Consider the following 20,225-nt stretch of genomic DNA (forward strand, 5'->3'; position numbering starts at 1 on the left):
CGTTTCTAATTTCTGGCGCAGGGCTAAAAACATCCACCGGACTTACTTACGGTCTTTATTTTTAGCGTAAGGGTAAAAATGTTCCCCAAACGTTCCTGCGTTTCTAATTTCTGGCGCAGGGCTAAAAATGTCCCCCGGACATTTTTACTCTTCCATAAAGCTGTTGAAGACTTCTTCAATCATGTTCCATTCGTCTTCTGAGTCTTCTGGGATTGGTTGCAATTCGCCTTCTGTTCCGTCTTCATTTTCGATGAATGAGTAAGCTTGGATTTCAACTTCACCATTTTCATCTTCTTCTGCGTTAACTGGCACTAGCAGAACATAGTTTTTACCAAATTCTTCTTTCCCATCGATGGTCAAAAGAATTTCAAACAAGGTTTCATTTCCTTGCTCATCTACTAGTGTAATCAATTCACGTTCTTCGTGGTCATGGTTGTGATCGTGTGACATAGTTTCTCCTCTGTCTTAAAATTTTCTATCTAAATAATTTTGCAAAATCAACTGAGCAGCCAGCTTATCAATAACTTTCTTGCGTTTGTTACGGCTGATATCTGCTTGTTCAATCAACATACGCTCCGCAGCAACGGTCGTCAAACGCTCATCCTGATAGTCTACTGGTAAACCAAAAAGTTCCTCTAATTTTGCTCCGTAGGCTTGACTGGCTTCTACCCGCGGACCGCTGGTATTGTTCATGTTTTTAGGCAGACCTACTACAAAGCGTTCCACCTTATAGATGTCAACCAATTCCTTGATACGATCAAAACCAAACTGGCCCTGATCCTCATTAATCTGGATGATTTCAAGTCCCTGAGCGGTGAAGCCTAGGGGATCGCTAATGGCAACACCCACTGTTTTTGAACCGACGTCCAATCCCATAATTCTCATAGATTATAGATCGACTCCTTGTCCCTTAAGGTAGTAGCGTACCAATTCTTCAACAATTTCATCACGCTCATACTTACGGATTTGATTTCGTGCATTGTTGTAACGAGGAACATAGGCAGGGTCTCCACTCAATACATAACCGACGATCTGGTTAATCGGATTGTAGCCCTTGTCGTTCAAAGAAGCATAGACGTCTGTCAACGTTTCGCTAATTTCTTTCTTATTGGAATCATCCAATTTAAACCGTACAGTTTCTTCAGTAAATCCCATTCTAACACCCTCTTTCCTTAGAATAGTACTATTATAGCACATTCCCTGACGTTCTACAAATAAGTCCGTCTATTAATTTGGATTTTCTATTGTTCTGTCGCCCCATTTGCCACTCTATCTGCAATATATTGGCTAGGTTCGTTTTTTAAGAGATTTTCCAGGCCGATATTTTTTAAATATTCTATCTGAGATGCCTTTTTGACATCCAATACTTGAAAATCATAAGTCGTTGTCGTCTGGATTTCTGTCTCGCTGAGTAGCTTGGTTTCCAGTGTAAATCCTGCTAGTTTGCGTGCCTCTTGGATGGTCTCATCCTTCTCTTCCGCTTCTAGAAGCGCTTTTTGCGTCTCCTCTAGGCCATTTTCAGAGATAAAGGTCTTGAGTTCATCCCCGACAGGTCGTTTTTGCTGGATGGTCAAGGTCAGAAATTGATTGCCTTTATAGGTAATGGTCTGAATCTGCTGCGTTCCATTTTCTGACTTCGGCATCAACAGGGTCTTAGTGACAACCGTATTCTTTTCGGCATTATCCAAAACGGGAAGGTTGGATTGGAGAGGTTCAGACTGCGATGTTGAAGGAGAGGTCGCTTCCTTTTTTTGCCCACACCCAGCAAGTAAAAAGAAGAGGGCCAAACTAACAATTAGTAACTTTTTCATAATTCCTCACATGATTTTTGAAAAAAGAGCAAACAAGGCCAGGAGTCACTCCCAGCCTTGATGTTTTATAGAGCTGCACGTAGACGTGCTTCTGCATTTTCTACATTACGGACAGAGCGTGGCAAGAAGGCACGGATATCATCTTCTTTATAGCCGACTTGTAGGCGCTTCTCGTCAACGAGAATCGGACTCTTTAAGATCCGTGGTGTTTCCATGATTAAGTTGAGCACTTCATTGACACTCAAATCCTCGATGTCAACTCCAAGTGCCTTAGCGTAGCGGTTTTTTGACGAAACGATACTGGCAATTCCATTATCTGTTTTCGTGAGAATATCTAATAACTCTTCTCTTGTAATTCCTTCTTTACCGAGATTTTGTTCTTTATAACTTAACTGGTGGGCATTGAGCCAGGTTTTCGCTTTTTTACAGCTAGTACAACTTGAGACTGTATAAATTTTGATCATGTACCTACCCCTTTCGCTACATGTTACTATCAGTTTAGTCTATTATACCATAAAAAACATCCGACTTGCGACCTATTTTTAAAAAAAATTAACTTTTTTCGCGATTTTCGTACTTTTTTCTTGACAAAATCAATTTATAACCAACTTTTAAATTTTTTGATATACAATCGTTTTACAACTGTAACACTTATCATATAGAGAACGATAATCAAAAGCAAAAAGAGGAAATAAATTGGTTCCAAAGGAGTTAAATGAAGCAGGCTAGCAATTGAAGAGTAGGGAAGGAAGGTCACAAAACTAGCCGCTAGCAAGGTTGTCCCGAGAACAAACCATGATGGACGACTTTGTAAGAAAGGAAGTTTTGCTGAACGAAGCATATGGATAACCATGGTTTGGGACCACATGGATTCAATGAACCAACCTGTCTGGAACAAGATGATAAAGTCCGTTGCAGACTCTGCTCCGTGAGCATAAGCTTGACCTGTCGCCATTGGGACAATGATAAAATAGAGCAAGATAAAGGTCAAAATATCAAAGGCAGAAGAAATCGGACCCATCCAAATCATAAAGCGAGTAATAGACTTAGCTTCCCACTTATGGGGATGCTTCAAAAAGTCTTCATCTACATTATCAAATGGCAAGGCAATGCAAGAAAGGTCGTAGACGAGGTTTAACACAATCAAGTGAATCGGAGCCATAGGAAGGAAAGGTAAAAAGATACCAGACACTAACAGAGAGAAAATGTTCCCGAAATTAGAGCTGACCGTCATCTTGATATATTTGGTCATATTAGCGTAGACCTTACGCCCTTCAACCAGCCCTTTTTCAAGCACCATCAAATCCTTATCTAGCAAAATGACATCAGCCGTTTCTTTGGCAATATCTACTGCTGTATCAACAGAAATCCCCACATCGGCCACTTTCATAGAAGGGGCATCATTGATTCCATCTCCCATATAGCCGACACAATGTCCATTCGATTTGATTTGTAAAATGATTCGTGCTTTTTGATCCGGAGAGAGTTTGGCAAAGACAGTCACCTTCTCAACTGCTTGAGCCAACTCTTCGTCCGTCATGGCGTCAATATCAGAACCCAACAAGATTTGATCAACGTCTAGACCAACTTTTTCGCAAACTGCTTGGGTTACCTTTTCATTGTCTCCCGTCAAGATCTTTGTTTGAACACCGTGTTCTAACAAAGCTTGGATAGCAGGTGCTGCTGATGGTTTTGGTGGATCTAGAAAGGCAAGATATCCTGTTAGAATCATCTCTTTTTCATCTTCAACGGAGTAAGCAAAACCTTCTTTTAGGCCTGTTTTATAGGCAACTCCCAAGACTCGCAAGCCTTGCTGATTAAGTTGATCTACTTCTTTTAAGATTTCCACTCGGATATCATCCGTCAGAGGGCTAATCTGACCGTGATATTCCACATGGGTTGAAATCGCAAGCATTTCCTCTAGAGCACCCTTGGTTACCAAACTAACAACTTCGTTCTCATCCTTGACGATGACACTCATCCGTCTGCGTTCAAAATCAAAGGGCAATTCGTCTATTTTTTGGAAGCTAGTATCCAAATTTTGTAGAATAGCGTGTTCTTTAGCTTCTTTTTCAGTTCTACTGATAATGGCACGGTCCATCAAGTTTTTCAAACCCGTTTGAAAATAGGAATTAAGGTAGGCACGTCTCAACACAGATAAATCCAAATCTCCATGTATATCCAAAGGATATTCAAGGACAATTTCGTCTTGGGTAAGGGTTCCGGTTTTATCCGTACACAGGATATCAATAGCACCTAGGTCTTGTATGGCATTGAGTTTTTTGATGACGACTTTTTCCTTGGCCATGATAATGGAGCCTTTTGCTAGACTGGCTGTGATGATCATAGGAAGCATCTCAGGTGTCAATCCAACACCAACACTCAGTGCAAACACACCTGCTTCCAGCCAGTCGCCATCTGTCAAGCCATTGGAGAGAAACACGATGGGAACCATGACTAACATCAAACGGATCAAGAGCCAAGAGATGCTGTTCATCTCCCGTTCAAAAGAGGTCGGTTCGTCATAGGTATTGAGAGTCTGCTCGATTTCTCCCATCATGGTGTCATCACCGACCGCTAGAATCAAAGCCTTGGCGCTTCCTGATATCACATTGGTTCCCATAAAAGCGAGCGCTTCTGCTTCTAGCAGACTATCAAAATTTGACTGACTCATTTTTGACAAGGCTAGTTTTTCAACCGAGTCACTTTCACCTGTCAAACCAGACTGTTGAACAAAGAAATCACGTGATTCAATTAAAATGAGGTCTGCTGGAATCATATCCCCAGCACTTAATTTGACTATATCTCCAACGACCAAATCTTCAATTGCGACCTCTAAACTCTGGCCTTCGCGGATAACTGTGGCTGTATTCACAATCATTTTTGATAGATTGGTCGCGGCCTTGTCACTCCGCAATTCTTGGACAAAGCGTATGCCACCAGAGATTAGAACGAGAACGACGATGATGATAGAGGTCGTCGGATCTTCTTGCCCAGGCTTCGCCAGCCAGACATTGGTCACCATGGAAATCATAGCGATGACTAGGAGGATGATTGTAAATGGATTGATGATGGATTCGTAAATCTTTTTGAGGATACTGTCTTCTTGACCCTTGGTGATGGTATTTTCGCCATATAGGTCACGATTTTTCTCCACCTGCTCCTCAGTCAAGCCTGTTAGACTTGTCTTATAAAAAGATAGAGTTTCGTTTAAGGGTGTGTGAATAGCTGCTGCTACTCTTTCTTTTGTAGTTTTCATTGGTTTCTCCTATCTGTATGAATGATGTGTTTCATACACAGAGACCAATCACTTTATAAGGGCAGAACGACACAAATCAGCGATTGGCTGTGTATGTGCGGTTCTGGATGATCGTCAATTTGCATCGTTTGTCTCCTTTCCTTGTTCTAAAACAGTAGAAAATCCCACCATAAAATGGCAGGATTAAAAAACTAATTATCTGTTTTTTCGTTCAAGCTTTAACTCCATAGGGCGATGTAATGAGCTTAGTCTTGGCCTTCGCGACCAGGACTGTTGACCAACGAGTAGTGTCTCCACTGCTTTGCGGTAGTCATCCGTATCCCTATGGTAGCCTCACCTACCGTTTTCGTCTATCAGTATAAACCTTTAAAATATAAAAGTCAACGATTTATCATAATTTTCTTAAATAACAATTAATTCCTTCGGCGCTAGAGTCAACAATTCGCAACCGTTATCTGTAATCAGGATATCATCCTCGATACGAACCCCGTATTTACCTTCAATATAGATACCTGGTTCATCAGTCAAGACCATGCCAGCCTTGATTGGCTCTTCTGACTTGCCAAAGTAAGGAATTTCATGGATATCCAAACCAATCCCATGTCCAATCCCGTGGCTGAAGTAAGGACCGTAGCCTGCATCGTTAATAATCTGGCGCGGAATCCTGTCAAAATCAATTCGACTGAGACCAGCCTTGGCTGCATCTATGAGGGCTTGATTGCTGCGCAGGACAATATCATAAATCTCCCGCTCTTCATCTGTCACCTGCCCCACATGAACTGTCCGCGTCATATCGCTGACATAGTGGTTGTAGTAGCAACCAAAGTCCATGGTCAGGGTTTCACCCTTTTGAATGACCTTGTCACTAGCCACGCCATGTGGCATAGCAGAGCGGTAGCCCGAAGCGATGATAAAATCAAAAGAGGCACCTGAAGCACCTAGCTGGCGCATACGGGCATCTAAAAAGTTCATAACTGCTAGCTCAGTCGTCTCACCGGGCTTGATAAAATCCAGTACATCTAGGAAGGCTTGGTCAGAAATCTGGCAGGCCCTACGAATGGTTGCGATTTCTTGCTCATCCTTGATCATCCGCAGATTTTCAATAAAACCAGTCATTGGAACCAGCTCATGACCAGCAAACACACTTTCCAGCATCTTGAAGTAAGCATAGGAAATCTCGTCATCAAAGCCAATTTTTTCCAGCTTGTCGTCCGCTATAATTTTAGCAATTTCACCAACCGCATCGCGCGTTTCCACAATGTCAAAGCCCTCAACCACGCCCTTGGCAATAAGAGTATAACGAGAATCCGTCAGAAAAATCCGGCGCTTTTTACTGATGAAAACTGTCGCCTCTGTCCCGCTGAAACCAGTCAGATAGTAAATATTCTTCAGATTGGTTACTAAGACAGCATCACACTCTGTCTGTTTTAAGGCTACTTCAAATTTTTCAACTCTTGATAACATGAGAAAACCTCCATAAAATGATTTAATTTATTATAGCAAAAAAATATCGAAAATAATACAATCTATATAGCTAAGATTAGATAAAATTGACATTTGAAAGCGCTTAATGTATAATTTCTGTTAAACAAGAAAGAATGAGGTATCGATATGAATAAAACAGAATTGCTGTTACAAAGACTAGATGAGATTGGTCAGTCTCTAAAAGATTCGAACCAAGCACTAGCTTTGCTGGCGCTTGGTTCTTGCGGAACAGAAAGAGAACGATTGGATCAGTACTCAGATTTAGACTTCTTTGTTATTGTAAAAGATGGCTACAAGCAGACCTATATCCAAGACCTAACCTGGTTAAGTAAGCTAGAACCAATTGCATTTCACTACCAAAATACAGTGGACGGACATAAAGTTCTATTTGAAGATGATGTTTTTTGTGAATTTGCTGTCTTTGAAGCTCACGAACTAGTAAACATTCCCTTCTCTGAAGGCAAGATTATCTGGAAGGAGGTCGGTTTTGATGAAACAATCTGTCAGCCACAAAGACTGCCATCAAAAGAAAACAGAGATCGTGAATGGCTGTTGGGAGAAATTTTATGTAATCTATATTTAGGGCTAGGTCGCTATCAGCGAGGCGAAAAATTAGCTGCTTATGATTTAATACAAAACAGATCCGTCAAGCTTTGGACTGAACTAATCAGTTTGGAAACAACTTCTAAATCTAATTTTATAGATATCTTTAATACCAACAGACGATTTGAAGAAGGTTATCCAAAGGAAGCCAAGCAATTACCTCACTTTTTGCAAGGTTACGAACGCATTTCTGAGTCTGCTCAAGCACTCCTAGAATATCTGGATAAACACTATTCTCTTAACCCATTTATAAAAGAAAAAATTCGTAATTTATTATAAAAAAGACTCTGCCTAAAAAAGCAGAGCCTTTTAAATCTTATTTTAACTTTCCTTTCAAATAGTGTCCTGTGTAGCTGGCTTCATTGGCCGCTACTTCTTCTGGTGTTCCTGTTGCGATGATGGTTCCACCACCGACACCGCCCTCAGGCCCCAAGTCAATGATATGGTCTGCAGTCTTGATGACATCCAGATTGTGCTCGATGACGAGGACTGTATTTCCATCGTCGACAAAGCGAGCTAAGACTTTAAGCAAGCGAGCGATGTCCTCAGTATGAAGCCCTGTCGTTGGCTCATCCAGAATGTAGAAGGATTTTCCAGTCGAGCGTTTGTGGAGTTCACTAGCCAACTTCATACGCTGGGCTTCTCCCCCAGAAAGGGTGGTAGCCGGTTGCCCTAGCGTTACATAGCCCAGCCCTACATCCTTGATGGTCTGGAGTTTACGTTGAATTTTCGGAATGTGTTGGAAAAATTCCACCGCATCGTTGACGGTCATGTCCAAGACCTGCGAGATATTCTTTTCCTTATAGTGGACTTCTAGGGTTTCACTGTTGTAGCGAGTCCCGTGGCAGACTTCACAAGCCACGTAAACATCTGGCAAGAAGTGCATCTCGATCTTGATGATTCCGTCACCCGAGCAGGCTTCACAACGACCTCCCTTGACGTTAAAACTGAAACGGCCCTTCTTGTAGCCTCGAATCTTAGCTTCATTTGTCTGAGCAAAGAGGTCTCGTATATCGTCAAAAACTCCCGTATAGGTAGCTGGGTTGGACCTCGGCGTCCGTCCGATCGGGCTCTGGTCAATGTCAATCAAGCGGTCTACATGCTCAATCCCTGTAATCGTCTTAAATTTACCAGGCTTGTCTGAATTGCGATTGAGCTTCTGCGCAATGGCTTTTTTGAGGATGCTGTTGATTAAGGTCGATTTCCCTGAACCTGACACACCTGTCACCGCGATGAATTTTCCTAATGGGAAGCGAGCGGTAATATTTTGCAAGTTGTTCTCACGCGCACCTGTCACTTCGATAAAACGACCATTTCCGGCACGGCGCTCTTCTGGTACTGGAATCGCTCGTTTTCCTGATAAGTACTGGCCTGTGATAGACTTGCTGTTGCGAGCCACCTGCTTGGGCGTTCCTGCAGCGACAATCTCTCCACCAAAAACACCAGCACCCGGACCAACATCAATCAGATAATCCGCCTCGCGCATGGTATCTTCATCGTGTTCCACCACGATGAGAGTATTGCCCAAGTCACGCATCTTTTTCAGACTAGCAATCAGGCGGTCATTATCCCTCTGGTGAAGACCAATCGACGGCTCATCCAGGATATAGAGGACACCTGATAGGTTGGACCCAATCTGGGTTGCCAAGCGAATACGCTGACTCTCACCACCTGAAAGGGTTCCTGCCGAACGTGATAGAGTCAGATAGTTAAGCCCTACGTTATTAAGGAAGGTCAATCGATCCTTGATTTCCTTGAGAATAGGACGAGCAATGATGGCTTCATTTTCAGACAGGATCAGCTGGCTCACTAATTCCAAATGGTCTGCGATAGAAAGGTCTGAGATTTCACCGATATGGGGTCCTTGCTCGCCACCCACACGGACAGACAAAGCCTGGTCATTGAGACGATAGCCGTGACAAGTTCCGCAGGTTAGCTCATTCATGTAGAGGCGCATCTGGGTGCGCGTGTAATCACTGTTAGTTTCATGGTAACGGCGCTTGATATTATTGACAACTCCCTCAAAAGGAATGTCAATGTCGCGCACACCGCCAAATTCATTCTCATAGTGGAAATGGAATTCCTTGCCATCTGAGCCATAGAGAATCAAGTTTTTATCTTCTTCTGACAAGTCTTCAAATGGCTTATCCATATCCACTCCAAAGGCTGTCATGGCTTGTTCCAGCATATTTGGATAGTAGTTGGATGAGATAGGATTCCAAGGTGCTAGGGCACCCTCACGCAAAGTTTTGCTGGTATCAGGAACCACCAAGTCAACATCCACCTCCAGCTTGATGCCCAAACCGTCACACTCACTACAAGATCCAAAAGGAGCATTGAAGGAGAAGAGTCGAGGCTCTAATTCTGGGACAGTAAAACCACAAACTGGACAGGCATAGTGCTCAGAAAAGAGCAACTCAGAATCGTCCATAGTGTCAATAATCACATAACCTTCTGCGATACGAAGGGCAGCCTCAATGGAGTCAAAGAGACGGCTACGGATACCCTCCTTGATGACAATACGGTCTACCACGACATCAATATTGTGTTGCTTGCTCTTAGACAGCTCTGGAACTTCGGTAACATCATAGACTTCCCCATCCACACGGACACGGACATAGCCGTCTTTCTGAACCTTTTCAATGACACTCTTATGTTGCCCTTTTTTCTTACGAATGACAGGAGCTAAAATTTGCAGACGTTGGCGTTCTGGCAACTCCAAAATCTTATCCACAATTTGCTCCACAGAAGAAGCCTTGATAGCCCCATGCCCGTTGATACAGTAAGGCGTCCCCACACGTGCGTAGAGGAGACGCAGATAATCATTGATTTCAGTCGTCGTTCCCACGGTCGAACGAGGGTTTTTGCTGGTGGTTTTCTGGTCAATGGAAATAGCTGGGCTGAGACCATCAATGGCATCCACATCTGGTTTTTCCATATTTCCCAAGAATTGTCGAGCATAGGCTGATAGACTCTCTACATAGCGACGTTGTCCCTCCGCATAGAGGGTATCAAAGGCCAGACTGGATTTCCCAGACCCTGACAAACCAGTCACAACAACCAGCTTGTCTCGCGGAATCTCCACATCAATATTTTTTAAGTTATGGGCACGTGCCCCATGAATCACAATTTTATCTTGCATCTTTGTTCTTTCTAGTCCATTATTGCTTTCCATTATACCAAAAAATGTGAAATTCTATTACCCAAAAAGCTGTTTTTATAGTATAATAGTACGGTGCAAAAAATGAATCACTGAATAGTAGGAAAGGATAGGGGATATGAAACAAGTTTTTCTCTCAACAACAACGGAATTTAAAGAGATCGACACGCTTGAACCGGGTACTTGGATCAACCTCGTCAATCCTACACAAAATGAATCGTTGGAAATCGCTAACGCCTTCGACATTGACATTGCCGACCTTCGAGCACCACTCGATGCGGAAGAAATGTCCCGTATTACCATCGAAGATGAGTACACTTTGATCATCGTGGACGTTCCCATCACAGAGGAAAGAAACAATCGTACCTACTACGTTACGATTCCGCTGGGGATTATCATCACAGAGGAAACCATTATCACCACCTGCTTGGAACCCCTCCCCGTTCTCGATGTCTTTATCAACCGTAGACTGCGTAACTTTTACACCTTCATGCGTTCACGCTTTATCTTCCAGATTCTCTACCGCAACGCCGAACTTTACCTTACGGCCCTTCGTTCGATCGACCGTAAGAGTGAACAGATCGAAAGTCAACTTCACAAATCTACTCGAAACGAAGAGCTGATTGAGCTCATGGAATTGGAAAAGACCATCGTCTATTTCAAGGCCTCACTTAAGACGAACGAGCGCGTGATTAAGAAATTGACTAGCGCAACTAGCAATATCAAGAAATACCTAGAAGACGAAGACCTACTCGAAGACACTCTGATTGAAACCCAACAGGCCATCGAGATGGCAGATATCTATGGAAATGTCCTTCACTCTATGACAGAGACCTTTGCCTCTATCATTTCCAACAACCAGAACAACATCATGAAAACCCTGGCTCTCGTGACCATTGTCATGTCTGTCCCAACCATGATCTTCTCAGCCTACGGGATGAACTTCAAGGATAATGAAATCCCTCTAAACGGTGAACCTCATGCCTTCTGGTTAATCGTCTTTATCGCCTTTGCTATGAGTGTTTCGCTCACTCTCTATCTCATCCATAAAAAATGGTTCTAAGAGGAATCCCTATGTCTCAGATTGATTTACAAAAATTAACTAAGAAAAACCAAGAGTTTATCCATATCGCTACCCAACAATTTATCAAAGATGGTAAAACAGACGCTGAAATCAAGGCTGTTTTTGAAGAAGTCATTCCTAAAATCCTTGAAGAGCAAGCCAAAGGAACGACTGCACGTTCCCTCTACGGGGCTCCAACCCACTGGGCTCATAGCTTCACTGTCAAGGAGCAATACGAAAAAGAGCATCCAAAAGAAAATGACGATCCAAAACTCATGATTATGGACTCAGCCCTTTTTATCACCAGTCTCTTTGCATTGGTTAGCGCTCTGACTACCTTCTTCTCTACAGATCAGGCTATTGGCTATGGCTTGATTACCCTCTTGTTGGTTGGACTTGTAGGAGGACTTGCCTTCTACTTGATGTACTACTTTGTCTACCAGTACTATGGACCAGACACAGATCGTAGCCAGCGCCCTCCTTTCTGGAAATCAATCCTCGTCATCCTCGCTGCTATGCTTCTTTGGTTGGTTGTCTTCTTTGCAACAAGCTTCCTACCAACCAGCCTCAATCCAGTCCTTGCTCCATTGCCTTTGGCTATCCTGGGAGCTGCCCTACTCGCCCTTCGCTTCTATCTCAAGAAACGTTTCAACATCCGAAGTGCAAGCGCGGGCCCATCACGTTATTAAGAAAAGTGAAAAGCTATGGCATATAGTCAATCCTTAGCTCAGCAGATTCGAAAAATTCTAGCGCTCAAACTTCCTCCCCAAATTTTCGAAGAAGAGTTAGAAGAAAAGAGACTGTTTGGTGGCCTTGCCTTTATGATTCGTGGGAAAATGGTCCTTACAGTCAGTTCCAGAAAAGACGAGCTGGTTATGGTGAGAATTGGCAAAGAAATGGAAAAGCAAGTTCTACCCCGAACAGGAGCTCGTACTACATTGATGAGAGGGCGACCTTATCATGGCTATATAGACCTAGATATCGAAGGTCAAAAAGAACTTCCTTACTGGATTGATTTAGCTCTCTCCTATAATCAAGAGTTGACCAAGTAACTCATATCTAGCGAGATTAGAAAAACGAAAAGCAACTGCACAGGCGGTTGCTTTTTCACTTGCTTTCTTGAAATTCAATAGAACTTCTGAGTCTGATTCTTATAGTTTTCTTTCATCTTTTGTGATAAAATAGGCTCATACTCAATGAAAATCAAAGAGCAAACTAGGAAGCTAGCCGCAGGTTGCTCAAAGCACTGCTTTGAGGTTGTAGATAGAACTGACGAAGTCAGTAACATATATACGGTAAGGCGAAGCTGACGTGGTTTGAATTTGATTTTCGAAGAGTATCAATCTATTTCTAGGAGGATGAGATATAGTTTCTACTATTGGTATTGTTAGTTTGTCTAGTGGCATTATCGGAGAGAATTTTGTCAAACACGAAGTCGACTTGGGTCTCCAACGTCTCAAGGATTTGGGACTCAATCCTGTCTTTTTGCCCCATTCGCTAAAAGGGTTAGACTTTAGCAAGGACCATCCGGAGGCGCGTGCAGAAGATTTGATGCAGGCCTTTTCTGATGATAGCATCAACATGATCCTATGTGCCATCGGTGGGGATGATACCTATCGCTTGCTACCTTATCTTTTTGAAAACGACCAGCTTCAAAAGGTTATCAAGCCAAAGATTTTTCTTGGCTTCTCGGATACCACTATGAACCACCTTATGTTGCACAAACTAGGGGTCAAGACTTTTTATGGGCAATCCTTTCTAGCAGACATTTGTGAATTGGACAAGGAGATGTTGCCCTATAGCTTTCACTACTTTAAAGAACTGATTGAGACTGGAAGAATCTCAGAAATCCGCCCTAGCGACGTTTGGTATGAGGAACGAACTGATTTTAGTCCCAAGGCCCTGGGAACAGCTCGTATCAGTCATGTAAATACAGGCTTTGATTTGTTACAAGGAAATACCCAGTTTGAGGGAGAAATTCTCGGCGGTTGCCTTGAATCCCTCTATGATATCTTTGACAATTCTCGATACGTAGATAGCACGGAGCTCTGCCAAAAGTACAAACTCTTCCCTGACTTATCCGACTGGGAAGGAAAGATTCTTTTGTTAGAAACAAGCGAAGAGAAGCCTGAGCCGGAAAACTTCAAAAAGATGGTGCTGGCTTTGAAAGAAACTGGGGTATTTGAGGTCATCAGTGGACTCTTGGTCGGAAAGCCAATGGATGAAGCCTTCTATGACGACTATAAAGAGGCACTAATGAGCATCGTTGACAGCAATATCCCAATTGTCTATAATCTAAACGTTGGGCACGCCACACCAAGAGCCATTGTACCCTTTGGCGTCTATGCTTATGTGGATGCAAAAGAGCAAGTCATTCGCTTTGACTATAACAAAAAATAAACAATTTCTCCATTTTTATGCTTTTGTATTGATTTTCGCTAATTTCTATGATATCTTTTTGAAGGAGGTGTATATGACTAAACAAAAAATAAATCAAATTGTCGGTTCAATCGGGGCCTTTATCGGGATTATTGTATTTATCGCCTACATCCCACAAATTTTTGCCAATTTACAAGGCAACAAAGCTCAACCATTCCAGCCTTTATCCGCAGCAGTATCTTGTTTAATTTGGGTTATTTATGGATGGACAAAAGAACCTAAGAAGGATTGGATACTAATTATTCCAAACTCAGCTGGCGTTGTCTTAGGTGGACTGACATTTCTTACTGCACTATAAAAGTTACTAGCATATAATCAAAAAGCTGAGAGGAGATTCTCAGCTTTTTCTCTTGTATAACTACTAAAACGTCACATACTACTGATAACTAAAATAATCAAGGGAAGGCTATTGCCTAACATATGAACAACTAGAGGATAATAAATATTCTCTTTTTCTTTCACATAGATGATAGAAAAGGCAATGCCTCCACCTAGATAACCGACTGCACTGACCCACTCTGATAAAGCCAAACTGTGCATATGAGTCAGAGCAAAAACAAGTCCTACCAGAAGAATGCTTAGCCAACTTGACAGACGTTTCTGCAAGTGATGTAACAAGAGCTGACGGAAAAAGAGTTCTTCCACAAAAGGTCCTATGATACAGGCGAAAACTGCTATCAGTATTGGTTGTTCTTGAAAGGTACTTTGAATATTCGACTGGTTTAGACCTTGTCCGACTAGCCCAAAAAACTGCTTCAACATCTCTGATACAAATTCAAAGACAAAAGTCATCAGAAAGAGAAAGAGCCATCCTGTTAAGACGCAAAAGAAGAATTTCCTTTTAGTCTTTCTAATCTCATTCCATTGTTTGATCAATCGATCCTTAAACAAGAAAGAGCCATATAGAGCTAGTACTACATAAACTAGATAATTTGCAATAGCAGATGGCATCAAGAAAGCCAGCAATTTAACTCCATCAAATACAAAGAGAACTGTATAGAGAATCGCAAAAATCAGAATTCCCTTATTTTTGTTAGACATCATTTAATTCCCCTTCCACTCGCAATCATTCTCGTGGTCATCAACCAGGCCTGCCGCCTGTAGAAAAGACAAAACTGCGACTGGACCTGTAAACTTGAAGCCTTGTTTTTTGAGATCTTGAGACAACTTTTCAGACAAGGCTGTTTTAGCAGGTGCTAGGTGATAGTCAGGAACATCATTCACGATCGTTTTTCCCTCAACAAAGGACCAGAGATAAGCGTCAAAAGAGCCGTAGGTTTTCTGGACTTGCAAAAATGCTTGGGCGTTGGCACGTGTCGCAAAGAGCTTGGAACGATTTCGGATGATGGCTGGATTCTCTAACAAGGCTTCCAACTCGCCATCTGTCATTTCCGCGACACGTTGAACTTGGTAGTTGTAAAAGACTTCTCGGAATCCTTGGCGTTTGTTTAGTACCGTTTCCCAAGATAGACCCGACTGGTAAGTTTCCAAACAAAGCAACTCAAAAAGAGCACGGTCATCATGAAGGGGTTGGCCCCACTCTTCATCATGATAGGCCACATATAATGGGTTGTTCATTTTAACCCAACCACAGCGTTTTGTCATAAAAATCTCCTATTTGACCAACATTTTAAGGGCCGACTTGATATAGTTCTCAGCTGTATCCGTCGTTCCTTCAAAGAATTTCTTGATTTTCTTGAGCTCGGTTGCCTTGTAGCCCAGTGCCAACATGGCTTCCATAGCTTCTTCCAGTTCTTGGTTTTCAGCGCTGGTTTGCACTGCCACCTTGGCAGGAAGGTCATCACTAGCCACGACTACCTTGCCTTCCAAGTCCAGCACCATCTGCTGGGCTGTTTTCTTGCCAATTTTAGGGAACTTGGTCAAGTAGGTGATGTTCTTAGTCTCGATCGCCTGAACCAAACCAGCATTGTCATCGGCAGCGATAATAGCAAGAGCTGATACAGGACCAATCCCAGAAACCGAGATCAGACTAAGAAAGAGCTTCTTCTCATCTTCTGAGCGAAAGCCGTAAAGCAGATGGGCATCCTCACGGACAACTTGGTGCACATAAATCTGAGTTTCTTGATTAACCCGACCTGAGTAAGCATAGGGATTGGCTACATGCAAGATATAACCGATACCATTTGCCTCAAGGATGATATATTTAGCAGTGATTTTGGTAATGATTCCTTTTAGATATTCGTACATAATTTTCACTTTCTATAATTGATTTGCAATTCCTTGTAAATGCGCTGCTCTGATGATAAGAAGCAACCCAAGTACTGCACACACAATAAAAACGAGCCAAACACCTACAGCACCTGTTGCAGCGCTGATAGAAATCATCGCCCCCGCTAAAATAGACGCTAAAGGCTGCGCCATATTAAGGAAACCTGAGTAGGTTCCGAGCTTATTCTCATTCATCATTTCCGCCCGCAAAACTTGGCTTGGCGGCATGCAGATGAGTTCCCCCATAGTATAGAGAATGGCTAGCAAAAACAGAGCCCAGAAACTCCTGAAGACAATGGTGAAAAGCATACCCAAGTCAAAGATAATACTTCCCAATAAAAACTGCGGTATGAGCTTCATTTCCTTGGTCAAACGATTGGCAGTCGTTATGAAGCAAACAATAATCAGGGTATTGATAAAGACCATGATACTGAGCATCTTAGCTCCTGAAATATGAATACCGAAAATACTACTCGCGATGAATGACTCTTTCAAATGAACGGGTATATAATTGTCAATTTGCAACCAGATAACTCCATTAAATACAGTCCCTAACGTATAAAGTAGGAAAATTTTGTCCTGAAAAACAGAAACATAATTTTTCACAGTTGCCAAAGGACTGCTACCATGCTCAAAGACCAGATTAGCTGGCTTGCTTTCTGAAAAATATTTCCAAGCGAGGAAAAAATTCAAGAAGCTAATCACCGTCAAAACCAGAAGCAACTCAAAAAAATGGTGGTCGTAAAAGAAACCTGCAAGCCCTGCTCCTAACATAACGGATACATTGACAAACCAATAACTAATCGTATAAACGAAACGGCGATTTTGCTCGTCGGTCAAATCAATAATCATCGCATCAATAGCCGGCCAAGAGAAAGTTCCTGCGGTCTCTGCCAGCAACATTCCGACAAAAGTCAAAAAGGGAAAAATATGATTAGGCATATTTGCCAGCAGCACAAGAAAGTAGCCACTCGCAAGACCAAAGTTTCCCCAGTCAATGACTTTCTTACGTCCCCAAAGATCCGCCAAATGTCCACCATACAGCCCAGCTAAAAAACCAATGAGTTTGGTTGTGATCATCAATAACCCCGCCCAAAAGGCTCCAAAATATTGAACATAGTACATGGCCATAAAAGGAGTAATGGCACTCTCTAAAATCCGTGCTACAAAGCTCATCCATTCCCGCATTTGAATTTGCTTGGGGAGGGCAAAAAATTCTTTCATCTTTCATTCCTTTTTCATAATTTCTTCGCTTTTTCTTACCTAGTATATCATATTTTTTTGCTGAAAACTGCAAACACAAGTGCAACCTCTGGTTGACAAATAGTACAGGAGATTGTATTCTCATAATAAGTAAAAATTGTTAGGATAAAAGAAGAAAAAGGAGGATAGAGTGATGAAACTCGCAGAAAAACTATTTGAGCTCAGAAAGGAAAAAGGTTGGTCCCAAGAAAAGCTAGCAGAACAAATCAATGTTTCTCGGCAAAGCATCTCCAAATGGGAGTCTGGACAAGTCCTTCCTGAAATTGAAAAAATCATTGAAATAAGCAAGATTTTTCAAGTGACAACTGACTATCTCTTACTGGATGAAAACTCTGAAAAAACTTCTACAGAAGTGATCTTGGAGGGAGACAAGGACAAATACTATAAAAAGGTTAAATCCTTTGGTCTCTGGCAGGTGATTTATATTTTCGTATTGGCTCTGGCTATCTATCTCTTTTTAGCTGGTTCTAGTTTTCCAGCTGAATTCACTGCTTGGATCTGGCTGACCTTCGTTCTCTTGATTGCGTCTGCAGTTGCTATCAACAAGGCTCTCAAAACCAAACAACGTTATCTTGATAGGGTAATTGGCCTTGAGAATCATTCAGACCATGACGACTCTACAAAATCTTGAATCACCTAGTTCAGTTTTCACAACACTTTTTATAGGACTGGTCTTGTCAAGCAAGTGTAAACCTCGTGTCAACTTGCCCATGTCCAATCAAAGTTCCCACTTTAATAAAATTTTAAAGCCTTGTTCGAAAAGGAACAAAGGCTTTTTGTGTTCTTAATATTTTCCCAACTCACGAAGACTCGTATGATTTTCCTGAATGCGTCGGAACATCTTTCCCATATCCGACTTGGTGAAATGCACCAAAACAGGACGTCCATGCGGACAGTTATAGGGGTTGTCACATTGAGAAAGCTGATAAAGGAGCTGTCTAGCTGAGTGGTCGTCGATACGATGGTTGGCCTTGATAGACCGCTTGCAGGACATCATGATGGCTAACTCTGCTCGGTATTTTTTGATCGAAACTTCCTTGGTCAAGAGCAGCATGTCGCACATTTCATAGATGCCTGACTCAATCTCTTCTTCTGACATCCAAATAGGATGTTCACGCAGTATAAATTGATTTTCTCCGTACTCTGCTAAAAATACACCCACTTCCTCCAAAAGTGCCATTCTTTCCTTGAGACGAAGAGCATCATCTGCAGGAAATTCAAAGATGTAGGGCACTAGGAGTTGCTGCTGGCTCTGGTCAACATTGCCGATGCTTTCACGGTATTCCTCGTACTTGACTCGTTCCTGAGCCGCGTGCTGGTCTATGATGTAGAGTCCATCTCGCCCTTGGGCAAAAAGATAGGTCCCGTGCATCTGTCCGAAGAACTCCAACTCTGGGAAACTCGATGCTTCTTCTCGCTCCAGCTTATCATAAGCCTTATCGAGGCTAGCAAGATCTAACTCTGGATGGTCTAATTGGCCATAGTTAGCAGGCTTTCTCTCTGCAAAATGCAGTTTTGCTGGCTTAGTCAATTGGTCTAAAGTTTCTTTAGCAAACAGGGGTAGGTCCCTACCCTCCTCAGTTAATTCAACCTGGTGGTCAGCCACCTCAGCTTGACTAGGTTTTGAGAGTTCTGTTTTTTCATAGTAAAGCGTATTTTCTTTGAGTGGGAGAATAGTTTGCTCTACCTTTTGACGATTGCGCACGGTCGACTTGGCAAGATTTTCTAAAGCATCAGGAATCAAGGCTTGTTCCTTGAGACTATTTGAAATAGCTTCTGAAAGCAGCGCCATCAGTTCTCTTTCCTTAGAAATCCGCACTTCTTGTTTGGTTGGATGCACATTGACATCAGCTAGATAGGGGTCAATATGGATGTGAATGACAGCCAGTGGAAAACGCCCTACCATAAGCTTGCTTCCGTAACCATCCAAAATAGCACGGTTGAGCAAGAAGTTCTTGATATAACGGCCATTGATGAAGAGGCTGATATAGTTACGATTTGCTCGGGTTAATTCAGGTAAAGACACAAAACCTGTAATTTCAAAATCTAAGTCAGAGTTCTCAATTTCAATCATCTTCTTGGCACTCGCCAAACCATAAATCCCTGCGATGGCTTGTCGCAGTTGACCAGTCCCTGCTGTCCGCGTCATTTCCTTGCCATCACTGATTAAACTAAAAGAAATCTCAGGATGAGCCAATCCCAGACGGTTGACAATATCAATGATATGAGACAGCTCCGCTTGCTGGCTCTTCATATACTTGAGACGGGCAGGTGTGTTGAAAAAGAGGTCCTCCACACAAACTTTGGTCCCCACAGGACTAGTCGCTGGGATGACTTCCTCAACTTCACCCCCACGCGCAACGAGCTTGGTCCCATGACTCGCACCATCCACCGCGGTCAACAGAGTCAAGACACTGACAGACGCGATAGAGGGCAGGGCTTCACCACGAAAACCAAGCGTCCGAATCCGAAAGAGGTCTGCTTGATTTTTTATCTTACTGGTCGCATGACGACGCAGGGCCAACTCCACCTCATCGTGGGCAATTCCATGACCATTATCAGTGATTTGAATTTTCTTGAGACCAGCTTCCTCAATCTCAATGATAATCTGGCTAGAACCCGCGTCAATGGCATTTTCTACCAACTCTTTGACTACACTGGCAGGACGTTCGATAACCTCCCCTGCCGCGATCTGGTTTGCCAGCACCTCTGGCAATTCAATAATATGAGACATCTTTCAGCCCCTTTCTGTATCTATTTTCCTAGAAATTGATTAGTGCTATTATACCATATTTCATATGTTACCAGAAAAAGCAAATACCACATAGACTCCAAATCTCTCCACATAGACAAAAGCTCTTGCCATGGGTCGTAAAATAGTGGTATACTCAATAAAAATCAAAGAGCAAACTA

Annotated in this window: 20 protein-coding genes and 1 riboswitch; of the genes, 7 read left to right on the plus strand and 13 right to left on the minus strand. The window is 42.5% G+C overall.

The window, feature by feature from the left end:
• Positions 1–144: 144 nt before the first annotated feature.
• The 7 genes from HMPREF2766_RS08810 to HMPREF2766_RS08840 form a co-directional block, all read right to left on the minus strand.
• Positions 145–450 carry a DUF1292 domain-containing protein gene (locus HMPREF2766_RS08810; RefSeq protein ID WP_000017624.1) on the minus strand — a complete coding sequence of 102 codons (306 nt, stop codon included), beginning with the start codon at positions 448–450 and terminating at the stop codon, positions 145–147.
• A 15-nt stretch (positions 451–465) separates the two neighbouring features.
• Positions 466–885, minus strand: a complete 420-nt coding sequence (gene ruvX, locus HMPREF2766_RS08815) for a Holliday junction resolvase RuvX (RefSeq protein WP_002874889.1) — start codon at positions 883–885, stop codon at positions 466–468.
• Positions 886–888: 3 nt separating this feature from the next.
• A complete protein-coding gene (locus tag HMPREF2766_RS08820) occupies positions 889–1,155 on the minus strand; it encodes an IreB family regulatory phosphoprotein (RefSeq protein ID WP_000507059.1) in 267 nt (88 codons plus the stop codon).
• Between the two features lie 86 nt (positions 1,156–1,241).
• The gene (locus tag HMPREF2766_RS08825; protein WP_070569366.1) at positions 1,242–1,811 is read right to left on the minus strand and encodes an SP0191 family lipoprotein; all 570 of its coding nucleotides are present in this window, start codon (positions 1,809–1,811) and stop codon (positions 1,242–1,244) included.
• Between the two features lie 65 nt (positions 1,812–1,876).
• A complete protein-coding gene (gene spx / locus HMPREF2766_RS08830; RefSeq protein WP_000591165.1) occupies positions 1,877–2,275 on the minus strand; it encodes a transcriptional regulator Spx in 399 nt (132 codons plus the stop codon).
• Between the two features lie 134 nt (positions 2,276–2,409).
• The gene (mgtA, locus tag HMPREF2766_RS08835) at positions 2,410–5,070 is read right to left on the minus strand and encodes a magnesium-translocating P-type ATPase (RefSeq protein ID WP_070569370.1); all 2,661 of its coding nucleotides are present in this window, start codon (positions 5,068–5,070) and stop codon (positions 2,410–2,412) included.
• A gap of 195 nt (positions 5,071–5,265) precedes the next feature.
• Positions 5,266–5,417: riboswitch (M-box (ykoK) riboswitch) on the minus strand.
• 55 nt (positions 5,418–5,472) lie between these two features.
• A complete protein-coding gene (locus HMPREF2766_RS08840) occupies positions 5,473–6,534 on the minus strand; it encodes a M24 family metallopeptidase (protein ID WP_070569372.1) in 1,062 nt (353 codons plus the stop codon).
• Positions 6,535–6,681: 147 nt separating this feature from the next.
• Here HMPREF2766_RS08840 and HMPREF2766_RS08845 point away from each other — a divergent pair, with 147 nt between their 5' ends.
• Positions 6,682–7,437, plus strand: a complete 756-nt coding sequence (locus tag HMPREF2766_RS08845) for a hypothetical protein (protein WP_044021488.1) — start codon at positions 6,682–6,684, stop codon at positions 7,435–7,437.
• A gap of 37 nt (positions 7,438–7,474) precedes the next feature.
• On the opposite strand, the gene uvrA is transcribed toward HMPREF2766_RS08845, so the two are convergent.
• Positions 7,475–10,300, minus strand: coding sequence for an excinuclease ABC subunit UvrA (uvrA, locus tag HMPREF2766_RS08850; RefSeq protein WP_070569376.1), 2,826 nt, complete (start codon positions 10,298–10,300; stop codon positions 7,475–7,477).
• Positions 10,301–10,436: 136 nt separating this feature from the next.
• On the opposite strand from uvrA, the gene HMPREF2766_RS08855 reads away from it, so the two are divergent.
• The 5 genes from HMPREF2766_RS08855 (at position 10,437) to HMPREF2766_RS08875 (ending at position 14,118) form a co-directional block, all read left to right on the plus strand.
• Positions 10,437–11,381, plus strand: coding sequence for a magnesium transporter CorA family protein (locus tag HMPREF2766_RS08855; protein WP_000815617.1), 945 nt, complete (start codon positions 10,437–10,439; stop codon positions 11,379–11,381).
• Between the two features lie 11 nt (positions 11,382–11,392).
• Entirely contained in the window at positions 11,393–12,070 is a 678-nt protein-coding gene (locus tag HMPREF2766_RS08860; protein ID WP_070569379.1) for a DUF1129 domain-containing protein, read from the plus strand.
• A 15-nt stretch (positions 12,071–12,085) separates the two neighbouring features.
• Positions 12,086–12,433 carry a TfoX/Sxy family protein gene (locus HMPREF2766_RS08865; RefSeq protein WP_070569383.1) on the plus strand — a complete coding sequence of 116 codons (348 nt, stop codon included), beginning with the start codon at positions 12,086–12,088 and terminating at the stop codon, positions 12,431–12,433.
• Positions 12,434–12,746: 313 nt separating this feature from the next.
• Complete coding sequence (locus tag HMPREF2766_RS08870) at positions 12,747–13,781, plus strand: S66 family peptidase (protein ID WP_042767657.1); 1,035 nt, start codon at positions 12,747–12,749, stop codon at positions 13,779–13,781.
• Positions 13,782–13,854: 73 nt separating this feature from the next.
• Positions 13,855–14,118: a SemiSWEET family transporter gene (locus HMPREF2766_RS08875; protein ID WP_000166112.1), complete on the plus strand. Its 264-nt coding sequence runs from the start codon at positions 13,855–13,857 to the stop codon at positions 14,116–14,118.
• A gap of 71 nt (positions 14,119–14,189) precedes the next feature.
• Here HMPREF2766_RS08875 and HMPREF2766_RS08880 read toward each other — a convergent pair whose 3' ends face one another.
• The 4 genes from HMPREF2766_RS08880 to HMPREF2766_RS08895 are packed head-to-tail and all read right to left on the minus strand — an operon-like array spanning position 14,190 to position 17,273.
• Positions 14,190–14,864, minus strand: coding sequence for a CPBP family intramembrane glutamic endopeptidase (locus tag HMPREF2766_RS08880; protein WP_000987418.1), 675 nt, complete (start codon positions 14,862–14,864; stop codon positions 14,190–14,192).
• Positions 14,865–15,425 carry a DNA-3-methyladenine glycosylase I gene (locus tag HMPREF2766_RS08885; protein ID WP_070569386.1) on the minus strand — a complete coding sequence of 187 codons (561 nt, stop codon included), beginning with the start codon at positions 15,423–15,425 and terminating at the stop codon, positions 14,865–14,867.
• A gap of 9 nt (positions 15,426–15,434) precedes the next feature.
• Positions 15,435–16,028: a Holliday junction branch migration protein RuvA gene (gene ruvA, locus HMPREF2766_RS08890; protein WP_070569389.1), complete on the minus strand. Its 594-nt coding sequence runs from the start codon at positions 16,026–16,028 to the stop codon at positions 15,435–15,437.
• Positions 16,029–16,040: 12 nt separating this feature from the next.
• Positions 16,041–17,273, minus strand: a complete 1,233-nt coding sequence (locus tag HMPREF2766_RS08895) for an MFS transporter (RefSeq protein ID WP_000657470.1) — start codon at positions 17,271–17,273, stop codon at positions 16,041–16,043.
• 172 nt (positions 17,274–17,445) lie between these two features.
• Between HMPREF2766_RS08895 and HMPREF2766_RS08900 the strand changes: the two genes are divergently transcribed.
• Positions 17,446–17,943, plus strand: a complete 498-nt coding sequence (locus HMPREF2766_RS08900) for a helix-turn-helix domain-containing protein (RefSeq protein ID WP_042903010.1) — start codon at positions 17,446–17,448, stop codon at positions 17,941–17,943.
• 153 nt (positions 17,944–18,096) lie between these two features.
• On the opposite strand, the gene mutL is transcribed toward HMPREF2766_RS08900, so the two are convergent.
• A complete protein-coding gene (gene mutL / locus HMPREF2766_RS08905; protein ID WP_042903011.1) occupies positions 18,097–20,046 on the minus strand; it encodes a DNA mismatch repair endonuclease MutL in 1,950 nt (649 codons plus the stop codon).
• Between the last annotated feature and the right edge of the window lie 179 nt (positions 20,047–20,225).

Source organism: Streptococcus sp. HMSC076C08, from assembly GCF_001810825.1.
Lineage (GTDB): Bacteria > Bacillota > Bacilli > Lactobacillales > Streptococcaceae > Streptococcus.